This window comes from Halomonas sp. NYA30 (assembly GCF_976980765.1).
In genome coordinates, this window is record NZ_OZ334477.1 from 2,129,880 (window position 1) to 2,142,683 (window position 12,804).

A 12,804-nucleotide genomic window follows, 5' to 3' on the forward strand; every position below is an offset into this window, starting at 1 on the left:
GGGTTTTTGTGTATCACCCTGAAAGCCAATAGGAGGCCACCATGGCCAAGCAATTTATTGTTACTCGCGGGCAGATCGAAAAGGGTAAGAGCGTGCTAGCCAAAGAAGGCCAGATCTACAAACCCAAAAACAAGGCCGAAGAGGACCGCCTACTGGAAGCGGGAGTGATTGGCGAAGCGCCTAGCGCGTCTCCAGCCGCAGAACCAGAACCAGAGCCAGAACCCGGCGTGGGCAAAGGCGGTGAATAATGAGCGTCTTCGATGACGAAGTTCGCGAAGGCACCCAAGAGATACTGATGGAGGCCGGCAGCCCGGCCACCTTCAGCCCTCTTAACGGCACGCCCGTTACGGTAAGCGTCATTCTAGATCGAGACGTTGAGCGCACCGTAGCGGGCATGCAGGGCGTTATCATGGAATCCCGTACTGAGCTAACCGGGTATGCCAGCGAATTGGGCGCCGGCGGGCGCGGCGATGTAGTGACACTGAACGGCAAAGGGTGGCGGCTAGGCCAGAAAGCCAGCGATGACGGCTACCTGGTGACCTGGATTGTGACTGAGGAGCGCACATGAGCAGCACAACGCCGATCAAAATAACGGTGGACAGGAATGCCGTCCGCCGGATTGAAAGCGATTTGATGCACCTCAAGAATGGCGCGCCGCGTGCCATGAGTCGTGCTATCAACCATACGCTTGGCGTGACCCGTACGGAGGCTAGCAAGGAGATCCGTAAACAGGTCAAGCTGAAAGCGGGGTATGTGCGGGACAAGCTGGCGGTGAAGCGGGCCACCGTTAATAGGCTGAACGGTGCGATCCAAACGCCTACGCGGGGAACGCTGCTCACGCGGTACCCGAACCGGCGATATAAAAGCGGCAGTGTGGGCGTTCAGGTTAAACCGACCGGCGGCAAGAAACGCATGCCTGGCGCGTTCTTTATCCGATTCGCCAATGGCGTGCAGGCCATTGCCATTCGAACGCAGTACGGCCCCGGCCTTGGCCGAAGCGAAGGGCTAAAGGTTTTGTATGGCCCTTCCACTAGCCAGGTGTTCACCGATGTTAAAGACGATCTGCAGGCACCGAGCGGTAACCGCTTGATGCAGCGCCTGGGCTACGAGGCGGAACAGCTACTCAAACGGCAGTGATATGACCCTACCCATTCGAGAACAGATCATCGCGGCTCTGGCTGCACGGATGACGGCTGAGCGTGCCAACACCATTATCGACACGTTGCCAGCCCGCAGCATCTGGGATGGCAGTGACGGCAACGTTGAGCGCAATCGCTACGGCGGCATGGATGTCACCACGGATATAACCGTCGAAACCATCCACCAAGCCGACCGCGACCACCGCCAGTGGAGCACCCAAGCGAACTTGATTCTGGCGGAACTGATCGCTACGGCCACCGGTACCGACCGCGCCTTAGGCGGGTTAGCGGAAGATGTCGCCTACGCAGGCGGGACTATCTACTACCCCGAAGAAGGCAGCGACATTATCGGCGTCGATCTGGTGCTGACGGTGCGCTGGTCGCACCGCATTGGCGACCCTTACACGCAGTAGGCGCTTCAATAAGAGGACTTCCCCATGTACCAAGAGATGCGCAGCGAGCGCCTGCCCAGCCGCACAGATGTTCGCTGGTTTCACATTGAAACAGTGACTGACGACACCAGCAATCCGCTAATGGTGCCCGCCGTTGATCGTCCGGTGGCGATTGTGGTCACGCCCGGCGCATCGGCCCGCGTGGAATACACGCTCAGTGACTACGCCGCCGTGATAGATGGGGCTGGCACATGGTTGCCGTGGCCCGCGGGTGATGTTTCCGACGCTACCGGCGATTCTGCTGTGGGCGCAGTCACTGCGCTACGGCTGGTAAGCATTGGTGCTAGCACGTGGGAGGTGGCGTTGTGAGCATTTGGCAATCAGAGCAGGGTGCACAGGCAGCGTCCGTGAAGGTCGCGCAACATGTGGCTAAAGCGGATCCGCATCCACAGTATGAGCGGCGTGTTAAGAACAACCTCACTGCCACCGCCGCGCCCGCTGTTACCGACGATGCTAATGCAGGTTATGAGCCGCGCAGTATTTGGTTTAATACGGCTCAACAAGAAGTATACCGCTGCATCGGCGCCGACATTGGCGCGGCAGTGTGGGCAAAAACAACACTAACGATTGATGAGCTAGGTAGTGCTGCGCTGTCTGATGTTGGTGACTTCGATCCTGCTGGCACCGGCGCAAGCGAAGCCGCCAATGCTGTCGCTGCTCACGAAGCCAAAACCGACCCGCACGACCAGTATTACAATGCTTCACGCCTCACTGTCTGGTCGCGCGACAAAGAGCGTGAAGCCCTAGAAGCCGCTACCGGCGGCGCCTGCACTATTGAGCGCACGACCAACGGCCAAGCCTGCCACATGTTCGTGCTGCCCAAGACGACATGGGAAGACCTGATGCCAGGCCAAGAGCTAGGCACTGGCACGCATGAAGCGTTTATTGAAAATGGTGTCGAGAAAAGCGAGCTGCTGGTGGGCATGTACATGGCCGCTGAACTGAATGGCGAAATGGTTAGCCAGCCTCGCACGGTTGGCCGCCGATCCATTGACTGGGATCAGTCGGTTGCGGCAGCGCAAGCCAGCGGCTTTCAGTTGTTTGGCAACTGGGAATGGTCAGCCGTGGCCCTGTGGTGCATGGCGAACGGCTTTCAGCCACGTGGCAACACCGATTATGGGCAGTCACACAGCCACCCGCATGAACGCGGCGTTTATGACGGCGATGGCAGTGGCGAGGAGTACACACTGTTGGGTACCGGTCCGAATTCGTGGAGCCACAACAATGCAGCCAACGGCATCGCTGACCTGGTGGGCAACCGCTGGGAATGGGTGCGTGGGTTCAAGATGGTGGATGGCCGCATTCTTCTGGCACCCGATAACGACCCGACATTAGCAGAAAGCGCCTGGGTAGATACGGGCTGGGATATGCCGGGCAATCAAACGTGGGCCAGTGTTGATAACACGGGCGCGCCGGAGTCGGTAAAAAGAGCCCTTATCGTGCCTAATGGCATCGCCGATCCTGAGGGTTATCTTTACACGAACCTGAGCGGCGAACGCTTCCCGATCCGTGGTGGCACTCGCGGCAATGCGGCGTATGCCGGGCTTGGTGCGCTCGCTCTCATCCATGCGCGCACGAATGCGAATACGCCCCTCGGGCTTCGTCTCTCGCGTTTAATTTAATCTGGTCTAGCCGCGGTAGCGGCGGTAGGAGTTTGGAAAGGTGTCAGGGATGCAACAGAAAGACCTTGAGCTAAAGCTCAAAATAGAGGAAATGGCGTGTTATTTCTTTTCGGTTGCGCTGCCTCAGTACCCCGCAAAGGCCAAGCGGATTATTGGAGAATCCACCGAGCGACAGCTGTGGTTTCTTCTTGAAAAGGTGATTGAAACCAACCACCGCTACTTCAAGAAGACCGGCGCACGGGATATTGACGTGGCGCTCGGCAAGATTCGCTCGGCATTCAGAATGGCCCGACGCCGTGGCTATCTGCAGCACAAGCATCATCAACAGCTCGCAAAGATGATGTGGGAAATCGGCAGCCTTCTGAATGGGTGGATGGCATGGATCAAGAGCCATTCGCCTACTGGCGCAAAAGAAGAAGCCGCCATTTCTGAAACCCTGGCACCTTATGATTTTTCTTAACGGGCTGTGCGTTGAACTTGGTAGCGGATCCCGATCCGTGGTGGCAATCGCAACAATGCGGCGAATGCCGGGCTTGGTGCGCTCAATCTCAACAATGCGCGCACGAATGCGAATACGAACATCGGGCTTCGTCTCTCGCGCTTTAGGGCCATTCCTCAGATCCTATATGGACAGAGGATAGCGCCTAAAACGGATGCACATTCCACGGCATGGATGCCGAAAAAGAATCAGGCTGGCAGCGCGTAGTACCTAGCGGGAGGCCTGTTGCCATGCCGCCTTACGGAGATAACAGACAATGAAACGTCATGGAGGTTTATTCCTTGAGTTTGCGAATTACGATGCACTGGAAGCCGCAGTCCTGAAGGCCAAGAAGGGCAGACGAACCCGCGGCAGCGTGTTGCGTTTCTCGCAGCGCGAAGAAGAGCACCTGGTTGATATTCTCAACCGCCTACACCATGGTCTTTACCGTGTCGGTGGGTATCGGCATTTCTTAGTGCATGAGCCCAAAACCCGGCGCATTGCCGCGCTCAGAAACTTTGAAGACCGCATTGTACAGCACGCGATATATGCAGTGATCGAACCCCTGTTTGAGCGCCGCTTCATTAGTGATAGCTACGCTTGCCGAACCGGTAAGGGGACGCACGCCTGCGCAGATAGGGCGCAGCAAATGCTGCGCGAATGCTTGCAGGAGCACGGGCACATCTACGTGCTTAAAGCAGACATCCGCAAATACTTTGCCAGCATTCCCCACGCGGTAGCTAAGCGCCTGCTGCGTCGCGTCATCAAGTGCCCGCTTACGCTAGCGATTCTTGATGACATTATCGGCAGCTACCACGAGCCCGGAAAGCCAGGCTACGGCATTGCTATCGGCAGCCTGATCTGCCAATTGCTCGCCAATATCGTGCTGGACGCGCTGGATCAGTATGTGAAGTGTCGGTTATGCGAGCGCTGGTATATCCGCTACATGGATGACTGGCTGATTGTCGGCCCTGATAAGCGCCACTTACAGAAATTACGCATCCATCTTGAGTGGTGGCTTGCCGAACACCTAGAACTTGAAACCAATCACAAGACCAACGTTTTTCCCGTTAGCCCAACGCATGGCCGTGGCCTGGATTTTGTTGGTTATCACATGTGGCCGCACAAGCGCCGCCTGAGAAAAGGCAGCATGAAGCGCTTCAAGCGCCGCGTCCGCCGCCTGCGCCGAGAGTACGCTAACGGCGAAATCGCCATGCGAGACGTGCAGTTACAGCTAAATTCCTGGTTGGCTCATGCCAGCCACGCCAACGCTGAGGGCTTTGTGCGCTCGGTTATTTACGACACCCCGTGGGAGCAGCATCATGTCGCTATTTGTGATTGAGCCTGTTGATGCCGAAGTCGACGAGCGCCCGTCTGAGCCAGAGGGCGCCCAATCGCTCGGCCATGCGGCGGGGGTGCGTTGGTATAAGGCCGATACCATCCCGACGAAAGGGCGCGCGCCTACCGTCGATGAATTGGCTGCCGCCAACCTTGAGCTGCCCGCAATCCGCAACCTAAAGGCATCGACACGGCGAAAGATCGAAGCTGAGGTGGGTGACCTGCATGAGGTCGTGGCAGATCAAGCCAAACAGATCGAAGCGCTCACCGTGATGCTTTGCCACCTATCGGCGGAATACCTTGGCGGGACCGTGATGAGCGACGGCGCTAAAACGACCTACCTGGCGCGCGTGGAAAACGTACTGAGTGCGATTGATAGCGGCGCGTTACAGTTGCGCGGCGACCTGGAAGGCACCGACGACATGCTGGAGAAGACGCTGTCCCGCACCAATCGGATTAACCAGATCGTGGGCAATGAGTATCTGCCTTCGCGTGCCAACGTATTTAACTAAGCGCTAAGCAACACGAGGCCCGCCACCGCGCGGGCCTTTTTATGCCCGCTCGCCGGGTTAATGAACGACAGGAGAGCCGCATGGCGATCACCGATAACCCCAAATTAGAGTATGAATCCGGTCAATCATTTAACGACTGGGAACACATGAGCGATACCGGCGATACCGTGGTGTTTGAAGCTACGTTCGCCCCCTGGAGCGCCCGTGCGGGCTTTGATGCCGATGTGCGCCCGTGGGGCTTGGCTACCGGCGGGCAATTGCGTGCCGGCAGCGGTAACGACAACGTCACCGTATCGGCGCTTACAGCGTATATGCCCACCGCGGCAGGCGCTCAGTCAGACGGCCTGGTCAATGTTGCCAGCGGCGATGTATCGGTTGAGCGCGCAGCCACGGCTACCCACATGATTACCAGCATTACCGTGGATGCTAGCGGCACGCTGTTGGCGGTGGCAGGCACTGAAGGTAGCGCCTTTACTGAGCAACGCGGTGAAGCGGGCGGCCCGCCGTTTATCCCGGTGGATAGTATCGAGGTTGGCCAGGCGCGCCTAGCCAGCGCAGATGCGGCCCCGGTTTCCGACCCTGAGATCTTCCAGGTGGTAGGGCTGCACCAGGAGCGCTACGACAGCCCGGTCTTTGAAACCGACCCGACAGTAGGCGAGGTGCATTTCGCGTCTGAGCTGCCCAAGATTCACACCGACAGCGTTACCAAGAAAGTCAGTGTGCGTGGTTACACGCCCATCTTCGCTGAGATTCCCCGCTCAAGCGACTGGGTGCCGGCGGAAACATCGCACTCTGTGAACTCCACCGAGATTTACAACGGCACGCTAGGCAGCGTATCCCGATCGCTAGGGCAAGCCTCGTTTACTTATTACGGCGAAGGCAATGCCAATGACCCGCTGGTGCGCCTTAAAAACCAGCGCCTGTGGTTCCGCTGGTACCAGGATCGCAACCGTTCGCCGCATTCGCTGACGCAAGGGATCTTAGGCATCGGTCGAACTTATCCCGCCGGCGATCACGTCAACATCGCCTGCACCGTCTCTGCCGAGCAAGAAACCCAGGACTTCGAATAACGCTACGCCGCCCCGGTACGCCGGGGCCCAGCTGACAAAAGGGAGAGCCGCATGGAGTTTGACGCTAATAAGTTCGCCAGCGCATCGTTTAAGCGCCGTGAAGAAGATGTGCCGGTACCGGATTTGCGGGACTGGTTCAAAGGCACCAAAGAAAACGAAACGCCTGTGTGGCGGGTACGCGGGCTGGCAGGTGAAGAGCTGGCCCGGGTTAACGAAGCCCAGGCCCGCAACCGTAATAAAAATGCCGTGATCGATGCGCTCAGTTCTGAGAAAGCCGCGCACGTCACAGACGCGATTAGAGAGCTGATCGGCACCGGCAGTAGCGTGCCCGATGATTTAGCCCGCCGTATCGAGATGCTAACCATTGCCAGTGTCACGCCGGAATGCTCTCACCAGGTAGCCGTCAAACTCGCTGAGGCATTTCCGGTTGAGTTTTATGACCTCACGAATAAGATCACCACGCTGACCGGCCTGGGCAGCGAGCCGGGAAAGCCGAAGCGCTCTTCAGGCAGCCCAGCATCCAAGTCGCCCTCCAGCTCTGCGACCTGAAGGGCGAATTCCTGTTCCGCGTTAGGCCCGACCTATTCCCGCTAGCAATGCTGACTGACCTGGAGTGCGACCTGTGGGGGCTGTATTACGAGCAGCGCAAGAACAAATAGTGTGCTAGGTTAAGTGAGGCATCGGCTTGGAGAGTGGTATGTGGGGCGCAAAGACAGCTGCTTTACTTGCAGCGCTGGCACTTCCTCTGGCAGCACAGGGGCAGATATACAAATGCACCAACGGTGCTGAGCATGTGACGTATCAGGATACTTTGTGTCCCGCTGGGGTAGAGGGAATGCGGCTTAGCATCCGCGGGGGCAGGGCTATTCCTGCTTCGACAAATGGCCCGTCTCCTAAAATAGAGGCTCTTGCTCAGTTTCGCCTATCAGCGCCCACGCCGTTTTTGGATAACAATGACGGAAAAATCGACACAGCTTTAAATGCCCCGAGTCTTCAGCCGGGCACAACAATTTTCATTACTGAAATGGACAGGGTAGGCAGCACTGCCTGGTTCCATGCATTTAGGCAGATTGGCGGGCAACGCGATTTTGGCTGGATAAGCTATTTAGCAATAATCGGGCAAGATGAATCGCTGCCCCTAATAGATTGGAATAATGCGCTTGCCGAGAGCGAGAAAGTATCGAGGGCTGCCGCCTTATCAAATAACTTTAGCGCATTGCCAAAATACGATATTGCTCAGTATTGTGATGGGCATTCAAAGGATATTGAAAGCCTTGGTGCTGATCGTGAGCAAATCCGTGAGCAATGCGTGGATGCGCAGCTTAATTCGCTCGCTGCCTTAAATGGTCAATTTGAACAGCTGCCTTTTATTATTAAGCAGACATGCAGTATTGAATCAGTTATTGACTCTTCAGGATCTTATGAGGAGCTACTGAGGTGTGTAGAAATAAAGGAAGATATATCCGGTACAGCACTGACATTCCCGAGTTGATATAAACTTAATTTAAATATTATTTAAGCAATTAAACCCGCTAAGGCGGGTTTTTTATTGCCTGACGTTTAGAGGTGGCTTATGGCCGATCTGGAACAAACAGTCGCCATTATTTTTGAGGGCGTCGATCAGATGGGCGCTGGCGTGGACAGCGCGTCTAAGCGCCTCAACAGCATTATCGGTTCTGCGCAAGGAGTGGTTGATCCCATTGCCAATGCCACCGTGGGTATCTTGAAATTTGAAGCCGCGCTATTGGCAGGGGGCGTTGCAGCAACCGGGTTGGCAGTAAAGCTCGCTGGGGATTTTGACAGTCAATTCCGCGAAATCAGCACCTTGGTTGAAGCACCAACGGGCAGCCTTGATGAGTTCCGTGAGGCGGTTCTGGCCTATGGCAGCCAAAGCACTAACTCCATCCAAGATGTGAACAGTGCGGTATATAGCGCCATTTCGGCAGGGGTGGACTACACCGACTCGCTAGAAGCGGTGAATATAGCAGAGCAACTATCCATTGCCGGCAAGGCGGATCTTGGCGACACGCTGACGGTGCTGGTGTCGTCACTTAACGCCTACGGCGAAGGGATGGGCAGTGCATCCACCTTCAGTGACCAGCTTTTCACCACTGTCAAAAATGGCCAAACCACGCTACCTGAGCTGGGCGGGTCACTCGCTAACGTCACCGGCCTAGCAGCCACCGCTGGCGTTAGCTTTGGCGAACTGCTGGCGGGCGTTGCCACGCTGACGGCGACCGGCTCTGGCACGAGTGAAGCCATTACCCAAATACGCGGCGCTATCTCTACGCTACTAAAGCCCACCAGTGAAGCGGCAACATTAGCCGAAGAGCTCGGCATTGAATTCAACGCCTCCGCGCTTGAAAGCAAAGGCTTTCAGGGCGTCTTGGAAGATGTGTTTGATGCAACTGGCGGAAACGTTGAGCAGATGGCCAAGCTCTTCGGCAGCGTCGAGGCGCTTAACGGCGTGCTAACACTGACCGGCCTAGGGGCTGAATCGTTTGCTAGCAACATTGTGGCGATGAGCGATAGCGCGCGCGCGACTGAAGCCGCGTTTGAAAAAATGGCGGGCACGGTAGAGCAGGGCAACCAGCGTATCGCCAACGCATTTACGGCAATGATGGTAGGCGTTGGAGACCCACTGCTGGATGAATTCGGCGGCATTCAAGAGGCGATCGCCGAGATTTTTAACGCCATTGGCGCAAGCGTTACCGGCGGCCAGCTTGATGAGTTTGTTGGGTTGATCGAAGGCGTAACGGGCTCGCTTGAAGAAGCGCTCTCCAACGTCGCGACCAACTTGCCTGAGGCGCTTGAAGCCGCAGACCTGTCCGGCTTTGTAGGTGGCTTTGAGGCAGTGCGCGATGCGGTGGCGGGTTTGTTTGATAATGCTGACATCGGCACGACCGAGGGGCTGGTAAGCGTTATTCAAACACTAGGCAGCGGCGTTAACCTGCTAGGCGAGTTCACCGCCGGCGCGCTTGAGCAGCTGATCCCTTTCATGGAAACGTTGGCCGACCTGGCTCAGTGGGTCGCCAAGCTTAATCCTGAAATGGTAGCGCTAGGCGGCGCGATCGGTGGCATCTCCATTGCGGCATCCGGCATTCTGGCCGGGCTCGGGGGCCTAGTAACAATACTCCAAGCGCTAGGTGGATCTAGCGGTGTGCTGCCAGTGGTCGCTAGGGCAGTCGGTGGGCTGGTTACTAGCCTGGGCAAGATAGCGGGGCCAGCAGGCGCGGCGTTCCTAGCTTACGAAGCGCTAACACAGCTAAAGGGTACGCTCGACGAGTTTGGCGAATTCAAGTTCAACTTTTCCGACGAGCTAAAGGCAGAGCTGGATAAAACAACCGGCGCTCAAAAGGTTGCCAATGAAGCTGGTCTGTTCAGCCTGCAGAAGCTAGCGGAAGGCTACGTTGGTCTTTCCGACTACTTCGGCTGGGGTGATGAAGCGTCAGCCGACTTTACCCAGCTTTCTGACGCGGCGGTAGCCGCCGCCGTTGAGGTAGCCAGTGCCGCGGGGAGTATCGGCGGCCAAAGTGCAGAGGACGTTAAGCGTATCAGTGATGCGGCTATTGACGCCGCGCTAGGTGTGGCCAGCGCTGGCGATCAGCTGCGCACTGGTCTGTCTGCAATCGATAGCCCGCTGGTGGATCAGATTGTAGGGCTACCCGGCACGCTCTCCGAAGCCGCTTCTGCTCTCAGCAGCGGTGGAGCCTCCATTGTTGCTACCAGCGAAGAGATCCGCGCCGCGCTGAGCGGCGTGCAGGACGCCTTCAATAATGGCGACATTAATGAGCAACAGTATCGAAGCCTCACAGGCGCGCTGCTGGAGCTAAAGGAGGGCAGCGACGCCGCCGCTCAAGGTCAGCAGGCGCTAACTGGCGAAGTGCTGAGCAGCGAAGACGCGATACTTAAAGCACGCCAGGCAGTGCTTGATCAAACGCTTGCGCTGCAACAGCTAGCCAGCGATGAGCGCATTAAGAACATGGAGTTCGCGGTTGACTTCAAAATCGCAAAGATGGAAACGGATGCCCAGAAAGTAGAGGCGATCCTTAATGCCACCAGCGCCACTATTTCCAGCACCGCTGAAGCCGCCGCCAGCATGTTTGACACCTTGGGTAGTGGCGATCTGAGTTTCGGCGATCGCTGGGCAGCCCGTGATGCCATTGAGCAGCAGCTAGAAATTCAGCAGCAAGCCGCTGACCAGCAGGAAAAATTGATTGCTGCGCAGGTGGAACAATTGCGAGCCCGCACCCAGGCGCTGCAATCCGGTGACGGCTTGATCAAGATTTCAAGCGATGGCCTGGAGCCCGCCCTGGAGATGATCATGTGGCAGGTGCTGGAAAAAATTCAGATGCGCGCCAATGCCGAGGGCGCTGAATTCCTGCTTGGCCTTTAAGCCTTCCTAGCTAAAACCCCCAAGCCCTTCTGGCGAGAACCCTATGCACCTAATTGGATTAGCCGCGCGGAGCTACGACCCGCTTGGCGCGATGCTGTTGCCGCACCGCGACGGCACCACGCTAGGCGACGTAAACCGCCGGGTTAGCCGTGTGAGCACACTAGATGGTGGTGTTGCCGTCACAAACCGAGGGCACAGCCCCGGCGACCGCACCGTAGTGCTGTCGTTTGCAGGCCTGCCCCGCGACGTTGTCGATCGCGCCCGCCGCATGGTGCGCCTGCATGCCATCGTCACCCTATCGATCCCCGACGGCTGCTTTGTGGGCGTGCCCAGCGAATACGTTGAGCGCCGCCAAGAGCTGACCATTTTAATTACCGAGGAGGCGTAACTATGCGCTTTGGATTTCTGAATAACTTTGCCACGCAGATTGCGGCACCGGTAGCTGACACTGATACCTCGATTGAGCTAAGTGCAGGGGCCGACCTCATTGCCACTGCGCTGCAAGACGCCGATGCCGTGGTGCTGACGCTATTCACGACCGACGATAGCGGAAACGAGATCAAGCGCGAAGTGGTCTATGCCACCGCCACAGCCGCGCCATTGGTGACGGTGACGCGCGCGCAGGAGGGTAGTGCAGCGCAGGCGTTCAGCGCAGGTGATGGGGTAGAGGCGAGGCTAACGGCAGGGGTTATGGGCGAGAGTTATCGCATGCACATAAAAGGCGCGGGCAGCGCGTCGGGAGATAACTCGTACGCACTCACTGCGGATGCGTCAGCCGCCATGGCGCACAGCTTTGCAGTCGGGCGCAACGCCAGAACGCTGCTAGTCAGGTCAATCGCCATCGGCGCGGGTACACTAGCTAATGGCGAAAGAGCCATCGCTATTGGGCCGGCGACAGACGAGACATTGCCTGATACGGAGGCAGCCACGAACAATCAATTTGGTGCTTATGCTTACGGAAACAGCGCGGTGGCGATAGGCACCGGCAGCAAGGCGCTGAACGTCTCGGCTGTCGCGCTAGGCCCATACTCGAAGGCGGATAACGTCTCGGCTGTCGCACTAGGAATGGGATGTAGCGCATATGGCTATAGAAGCACAGCGGTAAACACTAACTGGGATGTTTATGGTGAGAAGTCCACCGCGATAGGTTTCTGGGCACTGGTAGGCAGTGACGAGCTATATGCAGATAGAGCTGTAGCAGTAGGTACTAGCGCAACAATTCAGGCGGAAAACGGCGTGGCGGTGGGGGCTCACACCTACGTCAATCCGACCGCGCCGAATGGTGTTGCGATAGGCCCAGGGGCCAGGGTTTCTGTTGACTCCGGCTTCCGCATTAACGGCGTGCCATATCTATCATTCGCTCCCGACGACAACGAGATCGAAAACACCAACTCAGGGCTTTCTAGCGAGGTATTGGCGACCCAGCTTCCCCTGGCACGCCGCACGGCCAGTCAGGTTGTCTTTGCCACCGACGCCATTGATCTTACTAGCACCGCGGCTGCGACCACCCTCGACCTTCCAGCAAATACAATCCTCCTACCTGATTCGCTTGATATTGTCATCATGGAATCGGCAAGTCCGAGCGGCGCTCCTGAAATCCAGATCGGCCCCAGTGACGCAACACCCGCCGCCTACCTCTCCGCTACGCCAGTCGGCAAAACCGCTGTAGGCGGGCGCGAAACGCACGCCCCGCTAGTAACAGACGGCATCACCGCCTTGCGCGTGTCTGTCGTGACCGCAGGCACTGGCACGTTAAAAGCCAAAATCGTCGTGCGCGGCTACGTGATGGAGATTTAA

At 57.3% G+C, this 12,804-nt stretch carries 15 protein-coding genes; all 15 read left to right on the forward strand.

The features are described 5' to 3' along the window. Positions 1–41: 41 nt before the first annotated feature. The 15 genes from ACWI0H_RS09770 (at position 42) to ACWI0H_RS09840 (ending at position 12,804) form a co-directional block, all read left to right on the forward strand. A complete protein-coding gene (locus ACWI0H_RS09770; protein WP_485876020.1) occupies positions 42–248 on the forward strand; it encodes a hypothetical protein in 207 nt (68 codons plus the stop codon). Next, positions 248–568: a head-tail joining protein gene (locus tag ACWI0H_RS09775; RefSeq protein ID WP_485876021.1), complete on the forward strand. Its 321-nt coding sequence runs from the start codon at positions 248–250 to the stop codon at positions 566–568. The genes ACWI0H_RS09770 and ACWI0H_RS09775 overlap by 1 nt, the downstream gene beginning before the upstream one ends. After that, complete coding sequence (locus ACWI0H_RS09780; protein WP_485876022.1) at positions 565–1,137, forward strand: phage tail protein; 573 nt, start codon at positions 565–567, stop codon at positions 1,135–1,137. Before ACWI0H_RS09775 ends, ACWI0H_RS09780 begins: the two co-directional genes overlap by 4 nt. Before the next feature lies 1 nt (position 1,138). Further along, complete coding sequence (locus ACWI0H_RS09785) at positions 1,139–1,552, forward strand: hypothetical protein (protein ID WP_485876023.1); 414 nt, start codon at positions 1,139–1,141, stop codon at positions 1,550–1,552. Positions 1,553–1,576: 24 nt separating this feature from the next. Further along, a complete protein-coding gene (locus ACWI0H_RS09790) occupies positions 1,577–1,900 on the forward strand; it encodes a hypothetical protein (protein WP_485876024.1) in 324 nt (107 codons plus the stop codon). Then, the gene (locus tag ACWI0H_RS09795) at positions 1,897–3,213 is read left to right on the forward strand and encodes a hypothetical protein (RefSeq protein WP_485876025.1); all 1,317 of its coding nucleotides are present in this window, start codon (positions 1,897–1,899) and stop codon (positions 3,211–3,213) included. The genes ACWI0H_RS09790 and ACWI0H_RS09795 overlap by 4 nt, the downstream gene beginning before the upstream one ends. A 49-nt stretch (positions 3,214–3,262) precedes the next feature. Then, positions 3,263–3,673, forward strand: coding sequence for a hypothetical protein (locus tag ACWI0H_RS09800; protein ID WP_485876026.1), 411 nt, complete (start codon positions 3,263–3,265; stop codon positions 3,671–3,673). A gap of 295 nt (positions 3,674–3,968) precedes the next feature. Next, complete coding sequence (locus ACWI0H_RS09805) at positions 3,969–5,033, forward strand: reverse transcriptase/maturase family protein (protein WP_485876027.1); 1,065 nt, start codon at positions 3,969–3,971, stop codon at positions 5,031–5,033. Further along, positions 5,014–5,541: a hypothetical protein gene (locus tag ACWI0H_RS09810; RefSeq protein ID WP_485876028.1), complete on the forward strand. Its 528-nt coding sequence runs from the start codon at positions 5,014–5,016 to the stop codon at positions 5,539–5,541. The genes ACWI0H_RS09805 and ACWI0H_RS09810 overlap by 20 nt, the downstream gene beginning before the upstream one ends. Positions 5,542–5,621: 80 nt before the next feature. Beyond that, positions 5,622–6,611 (forward strand): hypothetical protein, encoded by a 990-nt coding sequence (locus ACWI0H_RS09815; RefSeq protein WP_485876029.1) that lies wholly within the window; start codon positions 5,622–5,624, stop codon positions 6,609–6,611. A gap of 51 nt (positions 6,612–6,662) precedes the next feature. Continuing rightward, a complete protein-coding gene (locus tag ACWI0H_RS09820; RefSeq protein ID WP_485876030.1) occupies positions 6,663–7,160 on the forward strand; it encodes a hypothetical protein in 498 nt (165 codons plus the stop codon). A gap of 148 nt (positions 7,161–7,308) precedes the next feature. Then, positions 7,309–8,103: a DUF4124 domain-containing protein gene (locus tag ACWI0H_RS09825; RefSeq protein WP_485876031.1), complete on the forward strand. Its 795-nt coding sequence runs from the start codon at positions 7,309–7,311 to the stop codon at positions 8,101–8,103. Between the two features lie 81 nt (positions 8,104–8,184). Beyond that, positions 8,185–11,007 (forward strand): phage tail tape measure protein, encoded by a 2,823-nt coding sequence (locus tag ACWI0H_RS09830; RefSeq protein ID WP_485876032.1) that lies wholly within the window; start codon positions 8,185–8,187, stop codon positions 11,005–11,007. A gap of 43 nt (positions 11,008–11,050) precedes the next feature. Beyond that, positions 11,051–11,395 carry a hypothetical protein gene (locus ACWI0H_RS09835; RefSeq protein ID WP_485876033.1) on the forward strand — a complete coding sequence of 115 codons (345 nt, stop codon included), beginning with the start codon at positions 11,051–11,053 and terminating at the stop codon, positions 11,393–11,395. 2 nt (positions 11,396–11,397) lie between these two features. Then, positions 11,398–12,804: a hypothetical protein gene (locus ACWI0H_RS09840; protein WP_485876034.1), complete on the forward strand. Its 1,407-nt coding sequence runs from the start codon at positions 11,398–11,400 to the stop codon at positions 12,802–12,804.

What these genes read in the sequence shown, in the direction of transcription:
- ACWI0H_RS09770 (WP_485876020.1), top strand. Translation starts at nt 42, where the DNA reads ATGGCCAAGCAATTTATTGTTACTCGCGGGCAGATCGAAAAGGGTAAG.
- ACWI0H_RS09775 (WP_485876021.1), top strand. Translation starts at nt 248, where the DNA reads ATGAGCGTCTTCGATGACGAAGTTCGCGAAGGCACCCAAGAGATACTG.
- ACWI0H_RS09780 (WP_485876022.1), top strand. Translation starts at nt 565, where the DNA reads ATGAGCAGCACAACGCCGATCAAAATAACGGTGGACAGGAATGCCGTC.
- ACWI0H_RS09785 (WP_485876023.1), top strand. Translation starts at nt 1,139, where the DNA reads ATGACCCTACCCATTCGAGAACAGATCATCGCGGCTCTGGCTGCACGG.
- ACWI0H_RS09790 (WP_485876024.1), top strand. Translation starts at nt 1,577, where the DNA reads ATGTACCAAGAGATGCGCAGCGAGCGCCTGCCCAGCCGCACAGATGTT.
- ACWI0H_RS09800 (WP_485876026.1), top strand. Translation starts at nt 3,263, where the DNA reads ATGCAACAGAAAGACCTTGAGCTAAAGCTCAAAATAGAGGAAATGGCG.
- ACWI0H_RS09805 (WP_485876027.1), top strand. Translation starts at nt 3,969, where the DNA reads ATGAAACGTCATGGAGGTTTATTCCTTGAGTTTGCGAATTACGATGCA.
- ACWI0H_RS09810 (WP_485876028.1), top strand. Translation starts at nt 5,014, where the DNA reads ATGTCGCTATTTGTGATTGAGCCTGTTGATGCCGAAGTCGACGAGCGC.
- ACWI0H_RS09815 (WP_485876029.1), top strand. Translation starts at nt 5,622, where the DNA reads ATGGCGATCACCGATAACCCCAAATTAGAGTATGAATCCGGTCAATCA.
- ACWI0H_RS09820 (WP_485876030.1), top strand. Translation starts at nt 6,663, where the DNA reads ATGGAGTTTGACGCTAATAAGTTCGCCAGCGCATCGTTTAAGCGCCGT.
- ACWI0H_RS09825 (WP_485876031.1), top strand. Translation starts at nt 7,309, where the DNA reads ATGTGGGGCGCAAAGACAGCTGCTTTACTTGCAGCGCTGGCACTTCCT.
- ACWI0H_RS09830 (WP_485876032.1), top strand. Translation starts at nt 8,185, where the DNA reads ATGGCCGATCTGGAACAAACAGTCGCCATTATTTTTGAGGGCGTCGAT.
- ACWI0H_RS09835 (WP_485876033.1), top strand. Translation starts at nt 11,051, where the DNA reads ATGCACCTAATTGGATTAGCCGCGCGGAGCTACGACCCGCTTGGCGCG.
- ACWI0H_RS09840 (WP_485876034.1), top strand. Translation starts at nt 11,398, where the DNA reads ATGCGCTTTGGATTTCTGAATAACTTTGCCACGCAGATTGCGGCACCG.